The organism is Komagataeibacter europaeus (assembly GCF_002173515.1).
In the GTDB taxonomy this organism is placed as follows: Bacteria; Pseudomonadota; Alphaproteobacteria; order Acetobacterales; family Acetobacteraceae; genus Komagataeibacter; species Komagataeibacter europaeus.
Map to the genome: position 1 here is coordinate 3,052,267 of NZ_CP021467.1, position 25,130 is coordinate 3,077,396.

18 protein-coding genes and 1 tRNA gene are annotated in these 25,130 nt (G+C 62.2%); 17 read left to right on the top strand and 2 right to left on the bottom strand.

Annotated elements, in window-relative coordinates; all coding sequences use genetic code 11:
- Positions 1-39: 39 nt before the first annotated feature.
- Positions 40-942: an RNA polymerase sigma factor RpoH gene (gene rpoH, locus S101446_RS14060; protein WP_010507067.1), complete on the bottom strand. Its 903-nt coding sequence runs from the start codon at positions 940-942 to the stop codon at positions 40-42.
- A gap of 244 nt (positions 943-1,186) precedes the next feature.
- Positions 1,187-2,158: an RluA family pseudouridine synthase gene (locus tag S101446_RS14065; RefSeq protein WP_087608621.1), complete on the bottom strand. Its 972-nt coding sequence runs from the start codon at positions 2,156-2,158 to the stop codon at positions 1,187-1,189.
- Between the two features lie 48 nt (positions 2,159-2,206).
- On the opposite strand from S101446_RS14065, the gene S101446_RS14070 reads away from it, so the two are divergent.
- The 17 genes from S101446_RS14070 (at position 2,207) to aspS (ending at position 25,123) form a co-directional block, all read left to right on the top strand.
- The gene (locus S101446_RS14070) at positions 2,207-2,563 is read left to right on the top strand and encodes a hypothetical protein (RefSeq protein ID WP_087608622.1); all 357 of its coding nucleotides are present in this window, start codon (positions 2,207-2,209) and stop codon (positions 2,561-2,563) included.
- 67 nt (positions 2,564-2,630) lie between these two features.
- Positions 2,631-2,706, top strand: a tRNA-Glu gene (locus S101446_RS14075).
- Positions 2,707-2,897: 191 nt separating this feature from the next.
- Positions 2,898-3,233 carry a hypothetical protein gene (locus S101446_RS14080; protein WP_157684853.1) on the top strand — a complete coding sequence of 112 codons (336 nt, stop codon included), beginning with the start codon at positions 2,898-2,900 and terminating at the stop codon, positions 3,231-3,233.
- Positions 3,234-3,740: 507 nt separating this feature from the next.
- A complete protein-coding gene (locus S101446_RS14085) occupies positions 3,741-4,820 on the top strand; it encodes a glycosyl hydrolase family 8 (RefSeq protein WP_019085253.1) in 1,080 nt (359 codons plus the stop codon).
- Entirely contained in the window at positions 4,817-5,845 is a 1,029-nt protein-coding gene (locus S101446_RS14090; RefSeq protein ID WP_244184279.1) for an endoglucanase, read from the top strand. Before S101446_RS14085 ends, S101446_RS14090 begins: the two co-directional genes overlap by 4 nt.
- Before the next feature lie 187 nt (positions 5,846-6,032).
- Positions 6,033-6,518 (top strand): hypothetical protein, encoded by a 486-nt coding sequence (locus S101446_RS18470; RefSeq protein ID WP_244184644.1) that lies wholly within the window; start codon positions 6,033-6,035, stop codon positions 6,516-6,518.
- Positions 6,431-8,269 carry a UDP-forming cellulose synthase catalytic subunit gene (bcsA, locus tag S101446_RS14095; protein WP_244184626.1) on the top strand — a complete coding sequence of 613 codons (1,839 nt, stop codon included), beginning with the start codon at positions 6,431-6,433 and terminating at the stop codon, positions 8,267-8,269. The genes S101446_RS18470 and bcsA overlap by 88 nt, the downstream gene beginning before the upstream one ends.
- Complete coding sequence (locus S101446_RS14100; RefSeq protein ID WP_244184280.1) at positions 8,256-10,679, top strand: cellulose biosynthesis cyclic di-GMP-binding regulatory protein BcsB; 2,424 nt, start codon at positions 8,256-8,258, stop codon at positions 10,677-10,679. Before bcsA ends, S101446_RS14100 begins: the two co-directional genes overlap by 14 nt.
- A gap of 2 nt (positions 10,680-10,681) precedes the next feature.
- A complete protein-coding gene (locus S101446_RS14105; protein ID WP_087608626.1) occupies positions 10,682-14,671 on the top strand; it encodes a cellulose synthase subunit BcsC-related outer membrane protein in 3,990 nt (1,329 codons plus the stop codon).
- Positions 14,671-15,141, top strand: a complete 471-nt coding sequence (gene bcsD, locus S101446_RS14110; protein WP_010507046.1) for a cellulose biosynthesis protein BcsD — start codon at positions 14,671-14,673, stop codon at positions 15,139-15,141. The genes S101446_RS14105 and bcsD overlap by 1 nt, the downstream gene beginning before the upstream one ends.
- Positions 15,142-15,362: 221 nt before the next feature.
- Entirely contained in the window at positions 15,363-17,567 is a 2,205-nt protein-coding gene (locus tag S101446_RS14115; protein ID WP_087608627.1) for a beta-glucosidase family protein, read from the top strand.
- 11 nt (positions 17,568-17,578) lie between these two features.
- The gene (locus tag S101446_RS14120) at positions 17,579-18,253 is read left to right on the top strand and encodes a hypothetical protein (protein ID WP_087608628.1); all 675 of its coding nucleotides are present in this window, start codon (positions 17,579-17,581) and stop codon (positions 18,251-18,253) included.
- A 101-nt stretch (positions 18,254-18,354) separates the two neighbouring features.
- Positions 18,355-18,813 (top strand): cupin domain-containing protein, encoded by a 459-nt coding sequence (locus S101446_RS14125; protein WP_010507040.1) that lies wholly within the window; start codon positions 18,355-18,357, stop codon positions 18,811-18,813.
- The gene (locus S101446_RS14130; protein WP_019085257.1) at positions 18,810-19,439 is read left to right on the top strand and encodes an NUDIX hydrolase; all 630 of its coding nucleotides are present in this window, start codon (positions 18,810-18,812) and stop codon (positions 19,437-19,439) included. Before S101446_RS14125 ends, S101446_RS14130 begins: the two co-directional genes overlap by 4 nt.
- A 287-nt stretch (positions 19,440-19,726) precedes the next feature.
- Entirely contained in the window at positions 19,727-21,613 is a 1,887-nt protein-coding gene (gene htpG, locus S101446_RS14135; protein ID WP_087608629.1) for a molecular chaperone HtpG, read from the top strand.
- A 488-nt stretch (positions 21,614-22,101) separates the two neighbouring features.
- Positions 22,102-23,193, top strand: coding sequence for an S-methyl-5-thioribose-1-phosphate isomerase (gene mtnA, locus S101446_RS14145; protein ID WP_026018531.1), 1,092 nt, complete (start codon positions 22,102-22,104; stop codon positions 23,191-23,193).
- A gap of 133 nt (positions 23,194-23,326) precedes the next feature.
- Positions 23,327-25,123, top strand: a complete 1,797-nt coding sequence (aspS, locus tag S101446_RS14150; protein WP_019085261.1) for an aspartate--tRNA ligase — start codon at positions 23,327-23,329, stop codon at positions 25,121-25,123.
- The last annotated feature ends 7 nt before the right edge of the window (positions 25,124-25,130 follow it).

The following is a 25,130-nucleotide window of genomic DNA, read 5'->3' on the forward strand; positions in this document are numbered from 1 at the left end:
AGCGTGCGGGGCTTTTTTATCAGGCAGGTCGTCGGGTGGTCAGGCCTCGGCCTGTGCCTCGTGTTTCGCGCGGCGGGACGCGACTTCCGCCTTCATCGCGGTCTGTACCTTTTCAAAGGCGCGGACCTCGATCTGGCGCACGCGCTCACGCGAGATGTTATAGACATGGGACAGTTCTTCCAGCGTCGCCGGTTCGTCCTTGAGCCGCCGTTCGGTCAGGATATGACGTTCACGGTCGTTCAGTGACTTCATGGCGTTGGCCAGAAGCGCCTGCCTGCCGGAATATTCCTCGCTCTGGGCAAGGGTTTCTTCCTGGTTGTCGTTGTCATCAACCAGCCAGTCCTGCCATTCCCCCTCGCCATCCATGCGCAGCGGCGCATTCAGGCTGTGGTCGGGAGCGGCCAGCCTGCGGTTCATGTTCACCACGTCCTGTTCGGGCACGCCGAGGGACTGGGCGATCTTGTTGACCTGTTCAGGCTGCAGGTCACCATCATCGATCGCCTGCATCTGCCCCTTGAGGCGACGCAGGTTGAAGAACAGTTTTTTCTGTGCGGCGGTTGTGCCGATCTTCACCAGTGACCAGCTATGCAGGATATATTCCTGTATCGCGGCACGGATCCACCACATGGCGTAAGTCGCCAGGCGGAAGCCACGGTCGGGGTCGAAGCGGCGGACCGCCTGCATCATCCCGATGTTGCCTTCGCTGATCAGTTCGCCCACCGGCAGGCCGTAGCCACGATAGCCCATGGCGATCTTGGCGACGAGACGCAGGTGGGAGGTGACAAGCTTATGCGCGGCTTCGGTATCGCCCTTGTCTTTCCAGCGGCGCGACAGACGAAGCTCCTCCTCGGGGGAGAGCATGGGAAACTTGCGGATATCCCGAAGGTATTTGGACAGGTTGTTTTCGGGACCGGAAATAAGAGCAGAAGCAGAAGAGGCCATTGTAACGGACTCCTGTTCCAGAGGGACGGGACAGCCTTGATCCGGTCTAACGTAACCGTGACCGGAAGGGTTGCATTCGTCATCTCTGATAGACGCACGACTGGACATCTCACGTCCCTGTATATGACCCCCGTCATGGGCAGTTTTATACAGGACGTCCAGTTAGCCTGGGGGCGTCGGCCCCGGCGAACAATCACCGAACATAGGCATCTGGCCCTGCCATGTCAACGAATATGCCTGCAGATCAGGCAATACCGGACAGCAGAAGGCGAAAGTCTTCCGGTGGCGCGGTCTCGAACAGCATCTGCTCACCCGTGCGGGGGTGGACGAATCCCAGCCTGCGCGCATGCAGCGCCTGACGGGGGAAATCCAGCGCCGCGTCCTTTGCCATGGGCGGCAGGCCACGGGCGGCGGCCGGAATCCGGCGCAGGTAGACCGGGTCGCCCACCAGCGCGTGCCCGGCATGGGCGAAATGGACCCGGATCTGGTGGGTGCGTCCAGTCGCCAGTTTGCATTCCACATGGGCAAGGCCGCCATGGAACGTGTCCAGCACCCGGTAATGGGTCAGCGCCACCTTGCCGCCGCCATTTGCAATCACCGCCATGCGTTTGCGGTCGCGCCGGTCGCGCCCGATCGCGCCATTGAACGATCCGTTGGCAGGCGTGGGGATGCCCCAGCAGATGGCCTGGTACGCCCGGTCGATCCTGCGTTCGGCAAAGGCGAGGGAAAGCGCCTGGTGCGCCATTTCGGTCTTGGCCGCGACCATGATGCCCGATGTGTCCTTGTCCAGGCGGTGGACAATGCCCGGCCGCCTTTCCCCGCCAATGCCTGTCAGCCCTTCGCCACAATGGGCCAGCAGGGCGTTGACCAGGGTGCCGTCCTCGTTGCCCGGCGCGGGGTGGACAACCATGCCCGCGGGCTTGTCCAGCACGATCAGGTCGCGGTCTTCATATAATATGTCCAGCGCAATATCCTGCCCCTGTGGCGTGGTGGGGATTGCGGGGGGGATGTGAATTTCATAACACATGCCTGCCCGCACGGGTTCCGCTGGATCACGCAGCGGGGCGCCACTGCGCAACAGGTGTCCGCTTTCCATAAGCGACTTGACGCGTGAGCGCGAAAGGCTTTCGACCGCATTGGCCATGAAGCGGTCCGTGCGCTGGCCTGCGTCGTCGGCGGTGGCGATGACAGGGGCAGGGGGGGCGGTGTCATTCATGGCATGTGTCTATCGGAAAAAACGGTATTCGGGAACGGAAAGCACATAATGGAAAAACAGGGATCGCGCGCGCTGCTTGCGGCGGTGATCGGCATGGGGGTTTTGCTGTTCATTGGCTCGCTGGCGCTGGTTGGCGTGCTGGTGCACCGCATGATGCACCCGGTGGCCACACCGGCGACGACCGTGGCGGGGCCGGTTGCGGCCCCGCCGGTTGTCGCTGGCGCGGACGCGGCGGGGGATCTGGTGGTGGATGAAGCGCCGGGCACGCATGTGCAGGCCGTGACGGCCCGGGCGGATGGACTGCTGGCGGTGGTTCTGACCGGCGGTGGCGTTGCGGACCGTGTGGTGGTGTGGGATCCGTCCGGTCGGCGTATCGTGGCCCGGCTGGTTCTTGGCCGCTCCTGATGGATCGGCCCGCAATTCTTTCCTTGCATCCTCACGGGTGATCGCATAGAACGCGGCACCGGCCTTTGTCCCGTTCGTCTAGAGGCCTAGGACACCGCCCTCTCACGGCGGCAACACGGGTTCGAATCCCGTACGGGACGCCAGATATCCTGCCATAGCTTTTCCGTGGTGGCTGGCCAGTTACCATCATTTTCCTGAATTGTGACCATGTAGCAGGTATCGGGGCTGTTGCCCCGCGTTCATGGGTTCAGGATGTATGCGTGATATGGTGGAAATCATCACTTAACCTGACCGGTCCACACATGAAAATATTCGACCCGTGGATGGTCAGCCCATGCGTGATGACCCTTCATGCAGTGATGGCTTTTTTCATGGACTGCATTCGTTGCTGACCCGGATATGGCTGGATGTGCTGACGCATGCGGTACGACAGGGCCGTAGCCGGGCAATCGTCATGCGCGGCAACCTGGAATTTTCCGGTTGGGCGGGCGCTTATATCGACCATGAAATGATGCCGGAACTGGCGGCATGCGCCGGGATGGCCCGCGGGTTTCCTGCCGTCAGTGCATATGGATGGGGGGCGGTGGACTTCATCCATCCCCGTGGTTGTCGAAGAAAAGAAACGGCATGCGGCGGCTTTGTTCGTATGGCGCGTAATATTTTTAAATAGTTATTTTTTATTGAAGAGCGATCAGGCTATGGCATGGCGATGCTTTTCATATTAATATATAATAAAGGCATCTTATATCGATTCCTGTACGATTTGAATGAAAAGCATTGATTCAGGTCAAGGCGCCCTGAAATTTAAAAATATTTTCCATCTTTTAATTTCGGGAAGGATGGCAGCATATTGGCACTGGCCATTTTCCATATTTCTCTTTTGATTTTTGCAGGAATAATCAACAGGATTTTGGGGGTGCCTGCGGGCCTGACGTGATAAAAATGCAACTTCCCCGCCTTTCCGGTCCGTAAGGACGCTGGTGGCTGTTTCGCCACCGGGAGGTAAGACGGTATGCTCATCTTCCGTAACAAAGTCCGTTTCGTGGTGACGGTGTCCGGGTTGCAGGATGGGGGAGTTTGCGACTAAGGCGTCATTGGATGCGACCGGGTGTGGAATTGAACACCAGTTCCCGCCTGCGGTTGCATCGGTTCGGATTTCTGAAGTGTGTGGTGATCAATGCTGTTGGATTTTATGAAGCTGCAGAAACATGTATCCGGGATGGGGCGTCGGTCCTTTCTGTCCGTCATGGCGGCAGCAGGCAGCATTCCGCTTGTTTCCACGGCTGAAGCGGGCGACAGCACGCCGGTGAGCCAGCAGTGGGCCATTTTCCGCAGTAAATATTTCCGCCCCGATGGTCGTATCGTTGACACGGGGAACAGTGGCGAATCCCATAGCGAGGGGCAGGGCTATGGCATGCTTTTCGCTGCCTCCGCCGGTGACCAGGCAGCGTTCGAGGCAATATGGGTGTGGGCGCGCACCAATCTCCAGCACAAGACCGATGCCCTGTTTTCCTGGCGCTATCTGGACGGGCATAATCCACCGGTCGCGGACAAGAACAACGCCACCGATGGCGATCTGCTGATTGCGCTTGGCCTGGCGCGGGCCGGCAAGCTTTGGAAGCGGGCTGACTATATTCAGGATGCTATGGCCATCTACGCCGATGTGCTTAAGCTCATGACCATGAAGGTCGGTCCTTACGAAGTGCTGTTGCCTGGCGCGACCGGATTCGTCACCAAGGAAGCGGTCACCCTCAACCTGTCCTATTATGTCATGCCCTCGCTCATGCAGGCGTTTGAGCTGACGGCCGATGCCCGGTGGCAGACCGTAATGGAAAACGGGCTGCGCATTATTGCCCAGGGACGATTCGGGGAATGGAAGCTTCCGCCGGACTGGCTGTCGATCAATCGGCAGACGGGCGCTTTTTCAATTGCCAAGGGCTGGCCGCCACGTTTCTCCTATGATGCGATTCGCGTGCCGCTCTACCTTTACTGGGCGCATATGCTGTCGCCGGACCTGCTGGCGGATTTCACCCGTTTCTGGAACCATTTCGGCGCATCGGCGCTGCCGGGTTGGGTGGACCTGACAAATGGTTCGCGATCGCCCTATAATGCGCCTCCCGGCTATCTGGCCGTTGCGTCGTGTTCGGGTCTGGCATCGGCAGGGGAACTGCCCACGCTGGACCACGCGCCGGATTATTATTCCGCAGCGCTTACATTGCTGGTTTATATCGCCCGTGCCGAGGGAGGTGGGATGTGAGTTCAGCCGATAATGAAGCAGCAGGGGCGCAGCCACCTCGCCCTGACGTAGACATGGACAATCCACAGGATGTGGCCCGTATGCTTACGGCTGGCTATGGTCTGAGCGGGGAAGGGTTCCATTACCGTTCCTTCCGCTCGCTCGTGCGGGATATGCCCGTGGCGGACCCGGAAGAGTCCGTCCATGAGGACATGCATGCCTACACCCAGGATCATTATGCCGAACCGGAACAGCCTGCTCCTGCCGCTGAGCCGGAACCTGTGGTGCCGCCGGTTGTAGCGTCTCCGCCGCCCGTACCACCCCCGCCGCCAGTCGTGCCGGAAGTCGTGCATGCGCCCCGGCCGCCTGTGGTTGAAACGGTTGCGCCCGCCCCCGCGCCGCCGCCGGTCGCGCCGGAAGTCGTGCATACGCCCCAGCCGCCTGTGGCCGAAACGGTTGCGCCGCCCCCACCACCACCACCTCCGCCGCCGGAAACCGTGGTGCGTCCGGCGCCGCAGTCGAAACCCGTTGCTCCGGCAGCGGATGTGGTGCAGGCGGGTGGACAGGAACGACGTGGCCTGCCGCCATTTACCGAAGTGCCGGCCACCCCCGTGCGGCCACGTCCGGCGCCGGTGCAGTCAGCGCCCTTCACGGTTGAAGCGCCTGAACCGGTGGTTACCGCGACAGATGATTGGGCCCCCGTACCCAAGGCGCAGCAGCGTCGTGGACAGCGCCCGACGGGGCCTGGATTCTTCTTCGCCAAGGCAGGTGACCGGACCCAGATGGCCCGGTTGTTCCAATCCCCCCCGGTGCCGACATCACCGCCTGTTCCCAAACCTGTTTCCAAGGTGACCACGATGACCAAACTAGACAAGAATACATGGAACAAGAGCGCGGGACGGCCGTCGGCCCCGACGGACAACTCCCCGACCCTGACGGAAGTCTTCATGACGCTGGGTGGACGGGCTACGGATCGTCTGATCCCCAAGCCCAGCCTGCGTGAAGCCCTGCTGCGCAAGCGCGAAGAAGAAAACGGGGAATCCTGAGCCACGTCGGCGGGCTGGACATGATGGCAGGCCAGCCCGCGACGGGTAAAAGGAAGGGAATGATCCCACGTATGACCCGCAGGCCACGCGGGCCGAAAGGCGACATGACGGACCAGATGCGTCTGACGGTTTTCTTTTGAACGTAACTATCTGTTTTATCAGTATTTATTAATCGGACGAGTTATTGATGTCAGAGGTTCAGTCGTCAGCGCCTGCGGAAAGTTGGTTTGGCCGCTTTTCCAACAAGATACTGTCACTGCGCGGTGCCAGTTACATAGTCGGGGCTGTGGGGCTTTTTGCCCTGCTCGCCGCCACTACAGTCACGCTGTCGATACATGAACAGTTGATTGTGGCATTAATATGTGTCGCAGTATTTTTCATCGTCGGCCGGCGTAAAAGCCGCCGCACACAGGTCTTTCTTGAGGTGCTTTCGGCGCTGGTGTCGTTGCGGTACCTGACATGGCGTCTGACGGAAACACTGGACTTCGATACGTGGATCCAGGGCCTGCTGGGTGTCACGCTGCTGCTGGCGGAACTGTACGCGCTGTACATGCTGTTCCTCAGTTATTTCCAGACCATATCCCCCTGCATCGCGCGCCACTTCCCCTTTCGCCCAATCCGGACGAATGGCCGACGGTCGATATCTTCATCCCGACATATGACGAGGATCTGAGCATCGTGCGCCTGACGGTGCTGGCGGCGCTTGGCATTGACTGGCCGCCCGAAAAGATGAACGTCTATATTCTGGATGATGGCAAGCGTGAGACATTCGGCCGTTTTGCCGAGGAATGTGGCGCGCGTTACATCACCCGTCCGGATAATACGCATTACAAGGCCGGCAACCTTAATCACGCCATCAAGCAGACGAGGGGCGACTTCATCCTCATCCTTGACTGTGACCATATTCCGACGCGTGCATTCCTGCAGATCGCGATGGGCTGGATGGTCGAGGATCCGAAGATCGCCCTGATGCAGACCCCGCATCACTTCTATTCCCCTGACCCGTTCCAGCGTAACCTGGCCGTGGGGTATCGCACCCCGCCGGAAGGCAACCTGTTCTACGGTGTCATTCAGGACGGCAACGACTTCTGGGATGCGACCTTCTTCTGCGGTTCGTGCGCCATCCTGCGCCGCAAGGCGATTGAGGAAATCGGCGGCTTCGCAACGGAAACCGTGACGGAAGATGCGCATACCGCGCTGCGCATGCAGCGCAAGGGCTGGTCGACCGCCTACCTGCGCATCCCCCTGGCCAGTGGCCTGGCGACCGAACGCCTTATCACGCATATCGGTCAGCGTATGCGCTGGGCCCGTGGCATGATCCAGATCTTCCGTGTTGATAACCCGATGCTGGGGCCGGGACTGAAGCTGGGGCAGCGGTTGTGCTACCTGTCAGCCATGACGTCGTTCTTCTTCGCCATTCCCCGCGTCATCTTCCTGGCTTCCCCGCTGGCCTTCCTGTTCTTCAACCAGAACATTATCGCCGCGTCGCCACTGGCGGTGCTGGCCTACGCCATTCCGCATATGTTCCATTCGATTGCGACGGCGGCGAAGGTCAACAGGGGCTGGCGTTATTCGTTCTGGAGTGAAGTGTACGAAACCGTCATGGCGCTGTTCCTGGTGCGCGTGACCATCGTGACGATGATATTCCCCTCCAAGGGCAAGTTCAACGTGACGGAAAAAGGCGGCGTTCTGGAAAACGAGACATTCGACCTTGACGCCACCTATCCGAACATCATCTTCGCCGTCGTCATGGCCCTTGGCCTGCTGCGCGGGGCATATGCGCTGATTTTCCAGCATCTGGACATCATTGCGGAACGTGCCTACGCGCTGAACTGCATCTGGTCGGTGATCAGCCTGATCATCCTGCTGGCCGCCATCGCCGTGGGCCGTGAAACCAAGCAGATCCGCCACAGCCACCGTATCGAAGCCCATATTCCCGTTACGGTTTATGATTACGAAGGCAATTCAAGCCACGGCATTACCGAGGACGTGTCCATGGGTGGTGTGGCGATCCATATGCCCTGGCGCGACGTGACGCCGGATCAGCCTGTACAGGTTGTGGTGCATGCGATACTGGAGGGCGAGGAAGTCAACCTTCCGGCCACCATGATCCGCAGCGCCAACGGCAAGGCCGTGTTTACGTGGTCGATCAATAACATTCAGATTGAAGCATCTGTGGTCCGGTTCGTGTTCGGACGTGCCGATGCCTGGCTGCAGTGGAATAATTATGAGGATGACCGGCCGTTACGAAGCCTGTGGAGTCTGATCCTCAGCATCAAGGCACTGTTCCGCAAGAAGGGTCAGATGATTGCCCATAGTCGTCCCAAGAAAAAACCAATTGCACTGCCGGTTGAGCGTCGGGAGCCAACAACCAGTCAGGGTGGTCAGAAACAGGAAGGAAAGATCAGTCGTGCGGCCTCGTGATATGAAAATGGTGTCCCTGATCGCGCTACTGGTCTTTGCAACGGGAGCACAGGCTGCCCCGATTGCATCCAAGGCGCCAGCCCCCCAGCCGACGGGTAACGACCTGCCTCCCTTGCCTGCCGCCGCCCCTGCTGCGGCGCAGCCCCAGGCGCAGGCTGGGAACAACGCGTCCCCTGCCGCCGCCCCGGCAGGGGACGCGGGCAGCAACGCCGATGCGATACTGGACAACGCCGAAAATGCGACCGGCGCCAGTTCCGATGTCGCGACCGTTCATACCTATTCCCTGCAGGAACTGGGTGCGGCAGGCGCGTTGACCATGCGGGGTACGGCACCGCTGCAGGGCCTGCAGTTCGGCATCCCGGCGGACCAGCTGGTGACGTCGGCCCGTCTGGTGGTGTCGGGTGCGATGTCGCCCAACCTCCAGCCTGACAACAGTGCGGTCACGATCACACTGAATGAACAGTATATCGGTACGCTGCGCCCCGATCCGTCGCACCCGGCATTTGGTCCGCTGTCATTTGACGTCAACCCCATCTTCTTTGTCAGCGGCAACCGCCTGAATTTCAGCTTTGCCACTGGATCGAAGGGATGCACGGACCCGTCCAACGGGCTGCAGTGGGCCAGTGTGTCCGAACATTCACAACTGCAGATCACAACCATTCCGCTTCCCCCCCGGCGCCAGCTGGCCCGACTGCCCCAGCCTTTCTTTGACAAGACTGTAAGGCAGAAAGTGGTCATTCCGTTTGTTCTTGCACAGACATTTGATCCCGAGGTGCTCAAGGCTTCCGGCATCATTGCGTCATGGTTCGGGCAGCAGACCGATTACCGCGGGGTCAATTTCCCCGTCTTCTCCACCATTCCCCAGACAGGCAACGCCATTGTGGTCGGTGTGGCGGATGAACTGCCATCCGCATTGGGTCGGCCTTCGGTCAGCGGCCCGACCCTGATGGAGGTCGCCAATCCGTCCGATCCCAATGGCACCCTGCTGCTGGTGACCGGGCGTGACCGCGATGAAGTCATTACGGCAAGCAAGGGGATCGGTTTCGGTTCCAGTGCCCTGCCGGTCGCCAGCCGCATGGACGTGGCACCGATCGACGTGGCGCCGCGTGTCGCAAATGATGCGCCATCCTTCCTGCCCACCACCCGCCCGGTCCGGCTGGGTGAACTGGTGCCTGTCAGCGCATTGCAGGGGGAAGGTTATACGCCGGGTGTCCTGTCGGTTCCCTTCCGCGTGTCCCCCGACCTGTATACCTGGCGTGACCGGCCGTACAAGCTGAACGTGCGTTTCCGCGCGCCGGATGGTCCGATCTTGGATGTCGCGCGTTCCCATCTTGATGTCGGTATCAATAACACCTACCTGCAGTCCTATTCACTGCGGGAGCAGAATTCCGTTGTGGACCAGCTTCTGCGCCGTGTTGGCGTGGGCACGCAGAACGCGGGCGTGGAACAGCATACGCTGACCATTCCGCCGTGGATGGTGTTCGGTCAGGATCAGCTGCAGTTCTACTTTGATGCAGCCCCGCTGACGGAGCCTGGCTGTCGCCCCGGGCCCAGCCTGATCCACATGTCGGTCGACCCGGATTCAACCATCGACCTGTCCAACGCCTATCATATCACGCGCATGCCCAACCTGGCTTACATGGCCAGCGCGGGGTATCCGTTCACCACCTATGCCGATCTGTCGCGTTCTGCCGTGGTGCTGCCGGATCATCCCAATGGCACGGTGGTCAGCGCCTATCTCGACCTGATGGGTTTCATGGGGGCGACGACCTGGTATCCCGTGTCGGGTGTCGATATCGTTTCAGCCGATCACGTAAGCGACGTGGCGGACCGGAACCTGATCGTCCTGTCCACCCTGTCGAACAGTGGGGAAGTCTCCTCGCTGCTGTCCAACTCGGCTTACCAGATTTCGGACGGGCGGCTGCACATGGGGCTGCGTTCCACCCTCAGCGGGGTGTGGAACATCTTCCAGGACCCGATGTCGGTCATCAGCAATACCCATCCGACCGAGGTCGAGACGACCTTGACCGGTGGTGTCGGCGCGATGGTGGAAGCGGAATCCCCGCTGGCATCCGGGCGCACGGTACTGGCCCTGCTGTCGGGTGACGGACAGGGGCTGGATAACCTGGTCCAGATCCTGGGCCAGCGTAAGAATCAGGCAAAAGTGCAGGGCGACCTTGTGCTGGCGCATGGCGACGACCTGACATCCTACCGCAGTTCACCGCTTTATACGGTTGGCACGCTGCCGATGTGGCTCATGCCTGACTGGTATATGCACAATCATCCGATCCGTGTGGTTGTGGTCGGCCTGTTCGGTTGTCTGCTGGTGGTGGCCGTCTTGGTGCGCGCACTGTTCCGCCACGCGATGTACCGTCGCCGGCAGCTGCAGGAAGAAAGGCAGAAATCGTGATCATGAGTAGACGATACGTCTTTTCACTTTCTGCCGGGCTGCTTGCCAGCAGCTGCATGGGGGTGATGATGGCTGTGCCGGTAGCCCGTGCACAGCAGGCATCAACTGCCATGACGGGGGCACAGGCCACCGGCGGGACTGCCGCGCCACGGCAGATCCTGCTGCAGCAGGCACGCTTCTGGTTGCAGCAGCAGCAGTATGACAACGCCCGGCAGGCATTGCAGAACGCGCAGCGGATCGCGCCTGATTCTCCCGACGTGCTGGAGGTTCAGGGTGAATACCAGACGGCCATCGGCAACCGTGAAGCCGCAGCCGACACCCTGCGTCACCTGCAGCAGGTTGCACCGGGCAGTACGGCGGCGAACAGCCTGACCGACCTGCTGCATGAACGGTCAATCTCGACGGGCGACCTGTCGCAGGTGCGCGCCCTTGCCGCTTCTGGCCATAACGAGCAGGCCGTGGCCGGGTACCAGAAGCTGTTCAATGGCGGAAAGCCACCCCATTCGCTGGCGGTGGAATATTACCAGACCATGGCTGGCGTGCCCGCCGACTGGGATCAGGCACGGGCGGGACTGGCCAGCGTCGTGGCGGCCAATCCGCAGGATTACCGTGCCCAGCTCGCCTTCGCGCAGGCACTGACCTATAATACCCCCACCCGCATGGAAGGTCTGGCGCGACTGAAGGATCTGGAGAGTTTCCGGGCCCAGGCGCCGGTTGAAGCCGCGGCGGCAGCCCAGTCCTATCGACAGACACTGAGCTGGCTGCCGGTCACGCCTGAGACGCAGCCGCTCATGCAGCAGTGGTTGGCGGCGCATCCCAATGATACGGCGCTGAAGGAACACATGCTTCACCCGCCTGGTGGTCCGCCGGACAAGGCGGGCCTTGCACGCCAGGCAGGTTACCAGCAGCTGAACGCCGGTCGTCTTTCCGCAGCCGAGCAGTCCTTCCAGTCCGCACTGCAGATCAATTCGCATGATGCGGATTCGCTGGGCGGCATGGGCCTGGTCAGCATGCGTCAGGGCGATGCGGCGGAAGCGCGTCGTTATTTCCAGGAAGCGATGGCCGCCGATCCCAAGACGGCTGACCGCTGGCGTCCCGCGCTGGCCGGCATGGAAATCAGCGGTGACTATGCCGCCGTGCGGCAGATGATCGCGGCGCATCAATATACCGAAGCCAAGCAGCGCCTGACGTCGCTGGCGCGTCAGCCGGGGCAGTTCACTGGCGCCACGCTGATGCTGGCGGACCTGCAGCGCACAACCGGGCAGATCGATGCGTCCGAACAGTCATATCGGTCCGTTCTGGCGCGCGATCCCAACAGTCCGCTGGCCCTGATGGGGCTGGCGCGGGTGGACATGGCGCAGGGCAATACGGCGGAAGCGCGTCAGCTGCTGTCACGCGTCGGACCGCAATACGCCGAGCAGGTGGGCGAGATCGAGGTGACGGGCCTGATGGCCGCGGCCTCGCACACATCGGATTCGGCACGCAAGGTATCCATCCTGCGTGAAGCCATGACGCAGGCGCCGCGCGATCCGTGGGTGCGCATCAACCTCGCCAATGCCCTGCAGCAGCAGGGTGACGTGGCGGAAGCCGGCCGTGTCATGCAGCCGATCCTGGCCAATCCGGTTACGGCGCAGGATCGTCAGGCAGGCATCCTGTACACTTATGGCGCCAGCAACGATGCGGCCACCCGCCGCCTGCTGTCCGGCCTGTCGCCAGAGGATTATTCCCCGGCCATCCGTTCCATCGCTACCGAAATGGAGATCAAGGAAGACCTGGCCAGCCGCCTGTCGATGGTGGCCAACCCGGTGCCCCTGATCCGGGAAGCCCTGTCCCCGCCTGACCCGACGGGTGCGCGTGGCGTGGCCGTGGCCGACCTGTTCCGCCAGCGCGGCGACATGCTCCATGCCCGCATGGCGCTGCGTATCGCCTCGACACGTACGATCGACCTGTCGCCGGACCAGCGTCTGGCCTACGCCACCGAGTATATGAAGATCAGCAACCCGGTTGCCGCCGCCCGCCTGCTTGCGCCCCTTGGCGATGGCAGCGGGAGCGGCATGGGCAATGCCCTGCCACCGGAACAGCAGCAGACCCTGCAGCAGTTGCGCATGGGCATTTCCGTGGCCCAGTCCGACCTGCTGAACCAGCGTGGCGATCAGGCGCAGGCGTACGATCAGCTGGCCCCCGCGTTGCGGGCGGATCCGGAGGCGACGGCGCCCAAACTGGCGCTGGCCCGTCTGTACAATGGTGAAGGCAAGGCAAGCAAGGCGCTGGAAATCGACCTTGCGGTGCTGCGCCACAATCCACAGGATCTCGATGCCCGGCAGGCTGCGGTGCAGGCTGCGGTCAATAGTGGTCACAAGAGCCTGGCGACCCGTCTGGCGATGGATGGCGTACAGGAAAGCCCGATGGATGCCCGCGCATGGCTGAGCATGGCCGTGGCCGACCAGGCGGACGGACATGGCCACCGGACCATCGCGGACCTGCGCCGGGCCTACGACCTGCGCCTGCAGCAGGTCGAGGGGTCCCGCATGGCGGCGGGCGCGGGTGCTGCCGGGGCCGAGCAGGATGCGCTTGCGCCGCCGTCCAGCAATCCCTTCCGCCACCATGGCTATGGTCGGCAGACGGAACTGGGCGCGCCGGTCACCGGTGGATCCTACAGCATGGAAGCGACCTCGCCCGAGGCATCGGACCAGATGCTGTCTTCCATTTCCGGGCAGATCAACACGCTGCGTGAAAACCTTGCCCCGTCCATTGACGGTGGCCTCGGGTTCCGGTCGCGTTCGGGCGAACACGGCATGGGTCGCCTGACGGAAGCCAATATCCCCATTGTCGGCCGTCTGCCGCTACAGGCGGGTGAGTCCAGCCTGACCTTCTCGATCACGCCAACCATGATCTGGTCGGGTGACCTTGATAGCGGTTCGGTCTATGACGTACCCCGGTTTGGCACCGACATGGCGACACAGGCGTGGAACCAGTACGTCAATTACATGAACCGCAACAACCAGGGTTCCACCAGCCGTTACAAATCCCAGCTTGTAAAGGGTGGGGAAGGCGAAGCCGGCTTCGCGCCTGATGTACAGTTCGGCAATAGCTGGGTGCGGGCCGACGTGGGTGCGTCACCGATCGGCTTCCCCATCACCAACGTGCTGGGTGGGGTCGAGTTCTCGCCACGTGTCGGGCCTGTGACATTCCGCGTCAGCGCCGAACGCCGTTCGATTACCAACAGCGTCCTGTCCTATGGCGGCATGCGTGATCCGAACTACTATTCCGCCATCGGGCGCTATGCCCGCAGCCTGTACGGCAAGGAACTGGCCTCGCAGTGGAGCCAGGAATGGGGTGGCGTCGTCACCAACCATTTCCATGGCCAGGTCGAGGCGACGCTGGGCAATACCATCGTATATGGTGGCGGTGGCTATGCGATCCAGACCGGCAAGAACGTGCGGCGCAACAGCGAGCGTGAAGCCGGCATCGGCGTCAATACGCTGGTGTGGCATAACGCCAACATGCTGGTGCGGATCGGTGTCAGCCTGACCTACTTCGGTTATGGGAACAACCAGGATTTCTATACCTACGGACAGGGTGGCTACTTCTCGCCACAGTCCTATTACGCGGCCACCGTTCCGATCCGTTATGCCGGCCAGCACAAGCGGCTTGACTGGGACGTGAATGCTTCCGTGGGTTATCAGGTCTTCCACGAACATTCGTCGCCGTTCTTCCCCACGTCTTCGCTGCTGCAGTCGGGTGCGCAGTATGTGGCTAATAATTACGTGACGAATGCGACAAGCTCTGATTATCTCTCACAGGAAACGGTAAATAGCGCCTATTATCCCGGGGACAGTGTTGCTAGTCTTACGGGTGGCTTTAATGCTAGGGTAGGGTATCGGTTTACCCATAATCTTCGTCTTGATCTGTCGGGGCGCTGGCAGAAGGCCGGTAACTGGACTGAAAGCGGCGCCATGATTTCCGCACACTATCTTATTATGGACCAGTAATGACAACTTTCAACGCAAAACCGGACTTCTCGCTTTTTCTGCAGGCCCTGTCATGGGAAATTGACGATCAGGCCGGGATCGAGGTCAGGAATGACCTGTTGCGGGAGGTCGGCCGCGGAATGGCTGGTCGTCTGCAGCCGCCCCTGTGCAACACCATCCACCAGTTGCAGATCGAGCTGAATGCCCTGCTGGGCATGATCAACTGGGGCTATGTGAAGCTGGAACTGCTGGCGGAAGAGCAGGCCATGCGCATCGTGCATGAAGACCTGCCGCAGGTCGGCAGCGCGGGTGAGCCGTCGGGCACATGGCTGGCCCCGGTGCTGGAAGGCCTGTATGGCCGCTGGATCACGTCGCAGCCCGGTGCGTTTGGTGATTATGTTGTCAGCCGCGACGTTGATGCGGAAGACCTGAACTCCGTCCCGACCCAGACTGTCATCCTGTACATGCGCACCCGCAGCAACAGCAACTGACCTGAACTGCCCGGCCGCTTTTGCCGATAACCCCGCCCGCAGGCATGTATATGACCTGCTGGTGGGGTTTTTTTACACCTGTTGCCCCAATTTCCAGTCCCGCCTTGCGCCAGATCATGCGGATTGGGGATAGAGTGTTTCAGTAATATTGCCGTAGCCGGCAGATGGGACCGCCTGGCCCGCGTCGCCGCTACCCCGATCATCAAGGAGGAGCCTGCCGCATGAAATTGTCCCGCAAGATATTCCTGCTGTCTGCCGTGGCGTGCAGCATGATGGTGGCGCACGGTGCCGCGCATGCCCATGCCGCGAAAGGCCCGACCGACCCGGCGGATGAAAGGGCGCGGCAGGTACTCGCGCATATGAGCCTGCAAGACAAGATGTCCCTGCTGTTCAGCGTGGATGGCGGCGGGTTCAATGGCAGTGTCGCCCCTCCGGGCGGGCTTGGCTCGGCGGCGTACCTGCGCGCGCCTGCGGGGTCGGGCCTGCCTGACCTGCAGATTTCCGATGCGGGGCTTGGTATCCGTAATCCGGCGCATATCCGCAAGGATGGTGCGGCGGTTTCCCTGCCATCAGGCCTGTCCACCGCCAGTTCGTGGGATGTGGACATGGCGCGTGAGGCCGGGGCCATGATCGGTCGTGAAGCGTGGCAGAGCGGTTTCAACGTCCTGCTGGGCGGTGGGGCCGACCTGACCCGTGACCCGCGTGGTGGCCGCAATTTCGAATATGCGGGCGAGGATCCGCTGCAGACTGGCCGCATGGTCGGCAGCACCATTGCGGGCGTGCAGTCACAGCACGTGATTTCCACCCTCAAGCATTATGCGATGAATGACCTTGAAACATCGCGCATGACCATGAGTGCCGATATCGACCCCGTCGCCATGCGCGAAAGCGACCTGCTGGGGTTCGAGATCGCCATGGAAACCGGGCACCCCGGTTCCGTCATGTGTTCGTATAACCGCGTCAATGACCTGTATGCGTGCGAAAACCCGTACCTGCTGACCAGGACGCTGAAGCAGGACTGGCATTATCCCGGCTTCGTCATGTCCGACTGGGGCGCGACCCATTCCTCCGCCCGTGCGGCGTTGGCCGGGCTGGACCAGGAATCCGCGGGGGACCATGCCGATGCACGCCCCTATTTCCAGACGCTGCTGGCGGCGGATGTGAAGGCGGGCCGCGTGCCGCAGTCGCGTATTGACGACATGGCGCAGCGGATTGTCCGCTCCCTGTTCGCGCAGGGGCTGGTTGACCACCCGCCCGTGCGGGCCCCGCTGGATGTGGTGACCGACACCCTTGTCGCCCAGCGTGATGAGGAAGAAGGCGCGGTCCTGCTGCGTAACGAGGGCAATGTCCTGCCGCTTGCCGCCACCGCCCGCATCGCGGTCATTGGCGGCCATGCGGATGTGGGCGTGATTTCGGGGGGCGGTTCCAGCCAGGTCGATCCCATCGGGGGCGAAGTGGTCAAGGGACCGGGCAAGAAGGACTGGCCGGGCGATCCGGTGTATTTCCCGTCTTCCCCGCTCAGGGCCATGCGGGCCGAAGCCCCGGCCGCCCATATCACCTATGATCCGGGCACGAATATCGCCGCCGCCGTCCGTGCCGCCCGCGCGGCCGATGTGGCCGTCGTGTATGCAACGCAGTTCACCTTTGAGGGGATGGACGCGCCGAACATGCACCTTGATGGCAATGCCGATGCCCTGATTGCCGCCGTCGCCGCCGCCAACCCGCGCACTGTCGTGGTCATGGAAACCGGCGACCCGGTGCTGATGCCGTGGAACAGCAGCGTAGCGGGCGTGCTGGAGGCATGGTTCCCCGGTTCCGGGGGCGGGACCGCCATCGCCCGGCTGCTGTTTGGCAAGGTCGCGCCATCGGGTCATCTGACCATGACCTTCCCGCAGGCTGAATCCCAGCTGGCCCATCCCGATATCGCGGGCGTGAACGCGAACAACGTGTTCGAAATGCAGTTCCACACCGATCAGGAACTGGTTTACGACGAAGGCAGCGATGTCGGTTACCGCTGGTTCGACCGCAATCACCTCAAGCCGCTCTATCCGTTCGGCCATGGCCTGACCTACACCACCTTTGCGACCGATGGGCTGGTGGCGGGGTATCACCACAAGCAACTGACGGTGACGTTCAACGTGCGCAATACCGGCACGCGTCCCGGCGTGGACGTGCCGCAGGTCTATGTCGGCCTGCCCGATGGGGGGGCGCGCAGGCTGGCGGGCTGGCAGCGCGTGAAGCTGGCGCCGGGTGAAAGCCGTCAGGTCTCGGTGCAGGTCGATCCGCGCCTGCTGGCCCATTTTGATGGCAGGCATGACCGGTGGGACATCCCTTCGGGCCGCTTCCGGGTCTGGCTGGGCACGTCAGCCGTGGACGACAGCCAGCAGGTTACGGTGCATGTGCACGGGCGGACCATGGCGCCGTGAAGCGACGCGGCATGGGCAGGGGCCGGTTTGTGGCGGCGATAATCGTGGGGGCTGGCCTGTTCAATGCCGGTTATGCCCGGGCGGATGGCCTGTCCTGGCCTGATACCCCGTCCGGGCGGGCGAACCTGCTGACAGTCGTGCAGGCACTGGAAAAGACGCTGCGGACCCACGCCAGCGCCACGCTGGCGCTGGAAGACTGGTGCGCCACCCACCATATGGCCGCCCGCCCCGTGGTGGTGGCGCAGAAGGCGCCCCTGTCGCAGCCTGACCCGGTGCCCGCGCAGGTGCGGGCCGATCTGGGCATAGGCGCCACGCAGGCGGTGCGGCACCGGCGGGTCCGGCTGACCTGCGGCACGCATGTGCTTTCGGTTGCGGATAACTGGTATGTGCCTGATCTGCTGACGCCGGAAATGAACGCTACGCTGGAAAATACGGATACAGCCTTTGGCCATGTCGTGGCACCGCTGCATTTCACCCGTGAGCGGCTGCAGCTTGCCCCGTTATGGGCGCCATGGCCCGGCCCGTTGTTCGGGGCGGCCAGCGGGCGGGTCGTGGCGCCGGCCACGATCATGCGCCAGCGCGCGGTGCTGCGCGACGGGCAGGGTCGTCCGTTTAGCGAGGTGATGGAAATCTATACGGACCAGAACCTCGATTTCACGCCATCGCCGGATGGTGGCGGGCCGTAGGGCACCCGAAAACTTTTATTCCTTATCATGCCTGCCATTTGCGGTCTGGCGGCAGGGGCGTTACGCCGGGGCATGAGATCATGACCGGAGCCAGAACCACCATGACAGATTTGCGCGATCCCGGCACGCCTGCCGCAACCGTGCGGCGACTGCTGGACCTGCAACCTCATCCCGAAGGCGGCAGCTACCGCGAGATATGGCGTGACGCATCCGCTGATGGCCCGCGTGGCGCGGTTTCGACCATCACGTTCCTGCTGGCGGAAGGGGAACGTTCGCACTGGCACCGGGTTGATGCAGCGGAAATCTGGTGCTGGCAGGGCGGTAGCCCGCTGCTGCTTGAAATCGCGGCGGGGCAGGGCGCGCCCGTTGAGCGGATCGTGCTGGGGCCGCTGCCCGCGCAGGGGCAGGTGCTGCAGGCGGTGGTGCCACCGGGCGCATGGCAGGCGGCGGCCAGCCAGGGGGCATGGAGCCTCATGGGTTGTCAGGTCGCGCCCGCTTTTGTCTTCAGCCAGTTTGAACTGGCCCCGCCCGGCTGGTCACCCGAAGGAGAAAATGCATGACAACCCCGCAATGGCTGATCTGGGCCCGTGACCTGCAGGCGCTGGCGCAAAGTGGCCTGACCTATGCTGAAAGCCCGTTCGACCGTGAACGTTATGAAAGCATACGGCAGATCGCAGCCGACATGATGGCCGCAGGCAGTGATGCCGACATGACGCGCGTGCTGGATCTGTTCAGCCAGCAGGACGGTTATGCCACGCCAAAGGTGACGGTGCGGGCCGCCGTGTTTGATGACCGCCAACGGATCATGCTGGTGCGTGAAGTACTGGACCATGACCGCTGGACCCTTCCCGGTGGCTGGGCGGATGTGAACCTCAGTCCGGTGGAAAACACGGTCAAGGAAGTGCGCGAGGAAAGCGGATATGATGTCCGCGTGACCAAGCTTGCCGCCGTATGGGACCGTGACCGGCAGGGCCATCCATCCGCGCCGTTTTCATGCCACACGCTGTATTTCATATGCGCGCTGACTGGTGGACAGGCACGGACCAGCGTCGAGACATCCGAAATCGGCTGGTTTGGCCCCGATGAAATTCCCACGGACCTGTCCATGGGCCGCGTCCTGCCCCACCAGATCGCGCGTATGTTCGACCATGTCCGCGATCCGGCCCTGCCGACGGATTTTGATTGAAAGCGGGTTTTGAAATAACGGATTGACAGGAAATGAGAAAAGTTTCCGGGTGCCACCTTTTTTCCAAAAGGCGGCGTTTCCCGAAGCTTTCTGAAAAAAGCTTCGCCAAGAACTTTTCCTGATTGCCCGATGTTTCCCGGCCTGATTTTTCAAATGACCTTTTACAGGCGGGATACCGAAACGCTCCCCATTTCCTCCTGCACGCAGGCCATTGAAAACGCCGCGAAGATTTCCATATTCATTACAAATTGAAACCTGACCATATTTCCATGAACAAAGGACCGGCAATGACGGAAAACACAACGACAACCCCGCCCGAAGCCATGGGCGAACAGCATGAATTCAGCGCCGAGGTCGGCCGCCTGCTCGACCTGGTGGTGCATGCGCTTTATTCCGAACGCGAGATCTTCCTGCGCGAACTCGTCGCCAATGCGGCGGACGCCACCGACAAGCGCCGTTTCGAGGCCCTGACTGATGGTGCCCGCGCCCTGCCTGATGATGCGAAGATCCGCATCAATCCCGACAAGGACACCCGCCTGCTGACCATAAGCGACGATGGCGCGGGCATGAGCAAGGAAGACCTTGCCCGCAACCTTGGCACCATCGCGCGTTCGGGCACCCGTGCCTTTGGCGAGGAACTGGCCAATGCCAGGCCCGAGGACAAGCCGAGCCTGATCGGGCAGTTCGGCGTGGGCTTCTACGCCGCTTTCATGGTGGCGGACCGGGTGGACGTGATCTCGCGCCGCGCGGGCAGTGATGAAGCCTGGTGCTGGTCCTCCACCGGCAAGGGCAACTACACGATCAGTCCGGCGACGCGCGACAGGGCGGGCACCGACATCATCATGCACATCAAGGAAGATGCGAACGACTTCCTTGATTCGTGGCAGCTTGAAACCATCGTGCGCAAATGGGCCGACCATATTTCGTGGCCCATCACGATCGTGAAGGACGATGGCGAGGAAACGTCGGCCAACAAGGGCACGGCGCTGTGGCGCAAGCCGCGTGGCGAGATTGATGAAGAACAGCTGAACGAGTTCTATCGCCACGTCAGCCACAACTTCGACACGCCATGGGCCACGCTGCACTGGCATGCCGAAGGGATGCTGGAATTCTCGGCGCTGCTGTTCATTCCCGGCAGCAAGCCGTTCGAATTCGCCGAACCGGTGCGCGAAAGCCAGATCCGCCTGCATGTCCGCCGCATGTTCATTACCGATGACGCAGGGCTGCTGCCGCCGTGGCTGCGCTTCGTGACCGGCGTGGTGGATACCGAGGACCTGCCGCTGAACGTATCGCGTGAAATGCTGCAGGCGACACCGGTGCTGGCGCGCATCCGCAAGGCGGTGACCAACCGCGTGATCTCGGAACTCAAGACCCGCAGCAAGGACGAGGCGGATTTCGAGAAGTTCTGGGACAATTTCGGCCCGACCTTCAAGGAAGGCATCTGGGACGACGCCGAACACCGTACGGAACTGGCCACCATCGCGCGCTTCCGTTCCAGCACGCAGGACGGCTGGACCACGCTGGATGCCTATCTTGAGCGCAAGAAGCCCGAGCAGGAAGCCATTTACTACCTGACTGGCGACCGCACGGAAATGCTGCCGTCCTCCCCGCAGCTTGAAGGCTTCCGCGCCCGCGGCATCGAGGTGCTGCTGCTGTCCGACCCGGTGGATTCCTTCTGGCCCGAACGTCTGGGCGTGTACAAGGACACGCCGCTGCGCAATATCAGCCAGTTCCACACCGATCTGGAAAAGTTCGGCGCACCGGAGGAAACGCAGGCTGAAAAGGATGCGCTGGACGTCGTCATTCCCGCGCTGAAGGAAGCGCTGGGGGATGCGGTATCGGATGTGAAGGGCACCAACCGCCTGGTCAGCAGCGCCGTGGTGCTGGCGGCCCCCGAATCCGGACCGGACCTGCAGATGATCCGGCTTATGAAGCGCAGCGGCCAGCAGGTGCCCGACACCGCGCCCGTGCTGCAGGTCAATCCGGCGCATCCGCTGATCGCGGATCTTGCGACCCGGGTGAAGAATGGCGACCCGGTGCAGGACATCGCCCTGACGCTTATGGACATGGCCCGTATCCAGGATGGCGAAAGCCCGAAGGACCCGACCGGCTTTGCCCAGCGCCTGACCACGATCCTGACCCGCCTGCCGCTGTCGGACGGACCGCAGGGCTGAATATCCCGGCCCTGGGGCTGATCGGCACGATCCCGCCATGCATCGCGCATGGCGGGATTTTTTGTTCCTCAAGGCTGTCAGTCATAAGGAAGTTTCTGGCGAAGCTTTTTTCAAAAAAGGCGGCATCCGGAAACTTTTATTGTTTTTTATCAGTCTGTCTGTCGCACACATGGGTTCATGTGCCCGTCATGGAACGGCAGTGTTTCTTTCGTGCATTCCCATGGCGTGATGATGCCCGTACCCTTTCCTTTGCGGGGCATCGGGACCACATGCATGACCGGGCATGCGCTCCGGTGTGGAATACCATGCGGACTGCCTGTATGATGGTTGCCATGCGGGGGCACGGCCATGTTGCCACGTGGTACACAAGGCCCATATTGCCGGTTCATGAAGTATTCGGGGCCGAAGGGGCTTGAATGCCGGTGGGCCGGATGCTTCCCTGCGCGCCCTTTTGTGTGTTCTGGTTTTTGGATGGCGGCACGTATTATATGAAGATTGATAACGTCTCTTATCGCAGCGTATGGGTGGACACGGATGATGGCTGGTCGGTCCATATCTTTGACCAGACCCGCCTGCCGTGGTCGCTGGATATCCTGCGCCTGACCGAACGCGACCAGGTGGCGCATGCCATCCGCACCATGCAGGTGCGTGGCGCGCCGCTGATTGGTGCTGTCGCGGCGTACGGACTGGCGCTGGCCCTGCGGCATGACAGCAGCGACGAAGCCATGGAACGTGACGCGGCATTGCTTGCGGCCACCCGGCCCACGGCGGTCAACCTTGGCTGGGCGATCCGGCGCATGCTGACCCGCCTGCGCACCACGGCAGTCGCGGACCGTGTGGCGGCGGCGTATGACGAAGCCGGGCGCATCTGTGATGAAGACGTGATCCAGAACGAGGCCATCGGCCGGCAGGGCCTTGAACTGATCGAGGACATTGCCGCCCGCCGTCCCGGCCCGGTCAACATCATGACCCACTGCAACGCGGGCTGGATCGCGACTGTGGACTGGGGCACGGCGCTGGCGCCAATCTACATGGCGCATGACCGGGGCATTGACGTGCATGTGTGGGTGGATGAAACCCGCCCGCGCAACCAGGGCGCATCGCTGACCGCATGGGAACTGGGCCGCCACGGGGTGAAGCACACGGTCATTGCCGATAACGCCGGGGGCCACCTGATGCAGCATGGCCAGGTGGACATGGTGATCGTGGGCACCGACCGCGTGACCCGCACGGGCGACGTGGCCAACAAGATCGGCACCTATCTCAAGGCGCTGGCGGCGCATGACAATGGCGTGCCCTTCTGGGTGGCGCTGCCGTCCACCACCATCGACTGGACCATCAACGATGGCGTGAAGGAAATCCCCATCGAGGAACGCAGCGGGCGCGAGGTCACCCACATCCAGGGCCGTGACGACGCCGGCGCCGTGACGGCTGTGCAGCTTGTGCCCGATGGCAGCCGGGCGGCCAATCCGGCGTTTGACGTGACACCCGCGCGCCTTGTGACCGGGCTGATTACCGAACGTGGCCGCTGCCCCGCCACGGCGGACGGGCTGTGCGACCTGTTCCCCGAATACGTGTAAGGTACGGCCCCGCAGGCCGGGGCTGCCACCTATGACCTTGACAGGCGTGGACGGTATTGGCTTTGTCGCGCCTGCAACCGGTGTGGCCCCTTCAGGGCGCATCCCCCAAATCTGGTAGAATCAGGACAAGATCATGCATCCCTATCGTACCCATAGCTGTGCAGCCCTGCGGGCTGCAGACGCCGGGCAGACGGCCCGCCTTTCCGGATGGGTACACTCCAAGCGCGATCATGGCGGCCTGCTGTTCATTGACCTGCGCGACCATTTCGGCATGACGCAGATCGTGATCCCCGCAGGCTCCCCCGTGCTGGAAACGGCGGAACGCGTGCGCGTGGAAAGCGTGCTGACGGTCACGGGTGAAGTCGTGCTGCGTGATGGCGCGACAAAAAACCCGAACCTGCCCACCGGTGAGATCGAACTGCGCGCGCGTGAAATCGATGTCCAGTCCAGCGCCGACGTGCTGCCGCTGCAGGTTGCGGGCAACGAGCATTACCCCGAGGACCTGCGCCTGACCTACCGCTACATCGACCTGCGGCGCGAGAAGGTGCATCGCAACATCATGCTGCGCGCGCAGGTGATCGCCAGCCTGCGCAAGCGGATGACGGATCTTGGCTTCGTGGAATTCCAGACCCCGATCCTGACCGCGTCCTCGCCAGAGGGCGCGCGCGACTTCCTGGTGCCCGCACGCATGCACCCCGGCAAGTTCTATGCCCTGCCGCAGGCCCCGCAGCAGTTCAAGCAGCTTGCGATGGTGGCGGGCTTCGACCGTTATTTCCAGATTGCGCCGTGCTTCCGTGACGAAGCCGCCCGTGCCGACCGCTCACCCGGTGAGTTCTACCAGCTTGATTTCGAAATGGCGTTCGCGACGCAGGAAGACGTGTTCGCGACCCTCGAGCCGGTGATGGAAGGCGTGTTCCGCGAATTCGGCGGTGGTCGCATCGTAAGCGAAGGACCGTTCGAGCGTATTCCCTACGCCACGGCCATGGAAGTCTATGGCAGCGACAAGCCCGACCTGCGCAACCCGCTGAAGCTGTCGGACGTGACCGAAGCCTTTGCCGGTTCCGGCTTTGGCCTGTTCGCGCGTATCGCAGCCGATGGCGGCCAGATCCGCGCTATCCCGGCCCCCGGCGCGGGTGACCGCCCGCGTGCGTTCTTTGACAAGCTGAACAACTGGGCGCGCGAATCCGGTGCCGGCGGCCTTGGCTACATCATCTTCGCCGAAGAAGGCGGCAAGGGCCCGATCGCCAAGAACCTCGAGGCCGACCGCATCGAGGCCATTCGCGCCAGAACCGGCCTGAAGGCGGGGGATGCCGTGTTCTTCGTCGCGGGCAAGGGCGATGAGATGGTCAAGTTCTCCGGCGCCGTGCGTACGCGGGTTGCGAGCGAACTGGACCTGATCGAACAGAACGCCTTCCGCTTTTGCTGGATCACGGATTTCCCGATGTATGAACGCAACGAGGAAACGGGTGAGATCGATTTCTCCCACAACCCGTTCTCCATGCCGCAGGGCGGCATGGACGCGCTGCAGAACCAGGATCCGCTGACCATCAAGGCGTTCCAGTATGATATCGTGTGCAACGGCATCGAACTGTCCTCGGGCGCGATCCGTAACCACCAGCCTGACGTGATGATCCGCGCGTTCGAGATCGCGGGTTATCCGGCCAGCGAGGTCGAGGCCCGCTTTGGCGGCATGCTCAACGCCTTCCGCTATGGCGCGCCGCCGCATGGCGGCTCGGCCCCCGGCGTGGACCGTATCGTGATGCTGCTGGCCGATGAGCCGAACATCCGTGAAGTCATCCTGTTCCCGCTCAACCAGCAGGGCGAGGACCTGATGATGGGCGCGCCCGCCCCGGTTGAGCCGCAGCGGCTGAAGGAACTCTCGCTCGCCCTTGACCTGCCGCGCCCCAAGCCCGGTCAGGCCAAGAACTGAGTGGCGT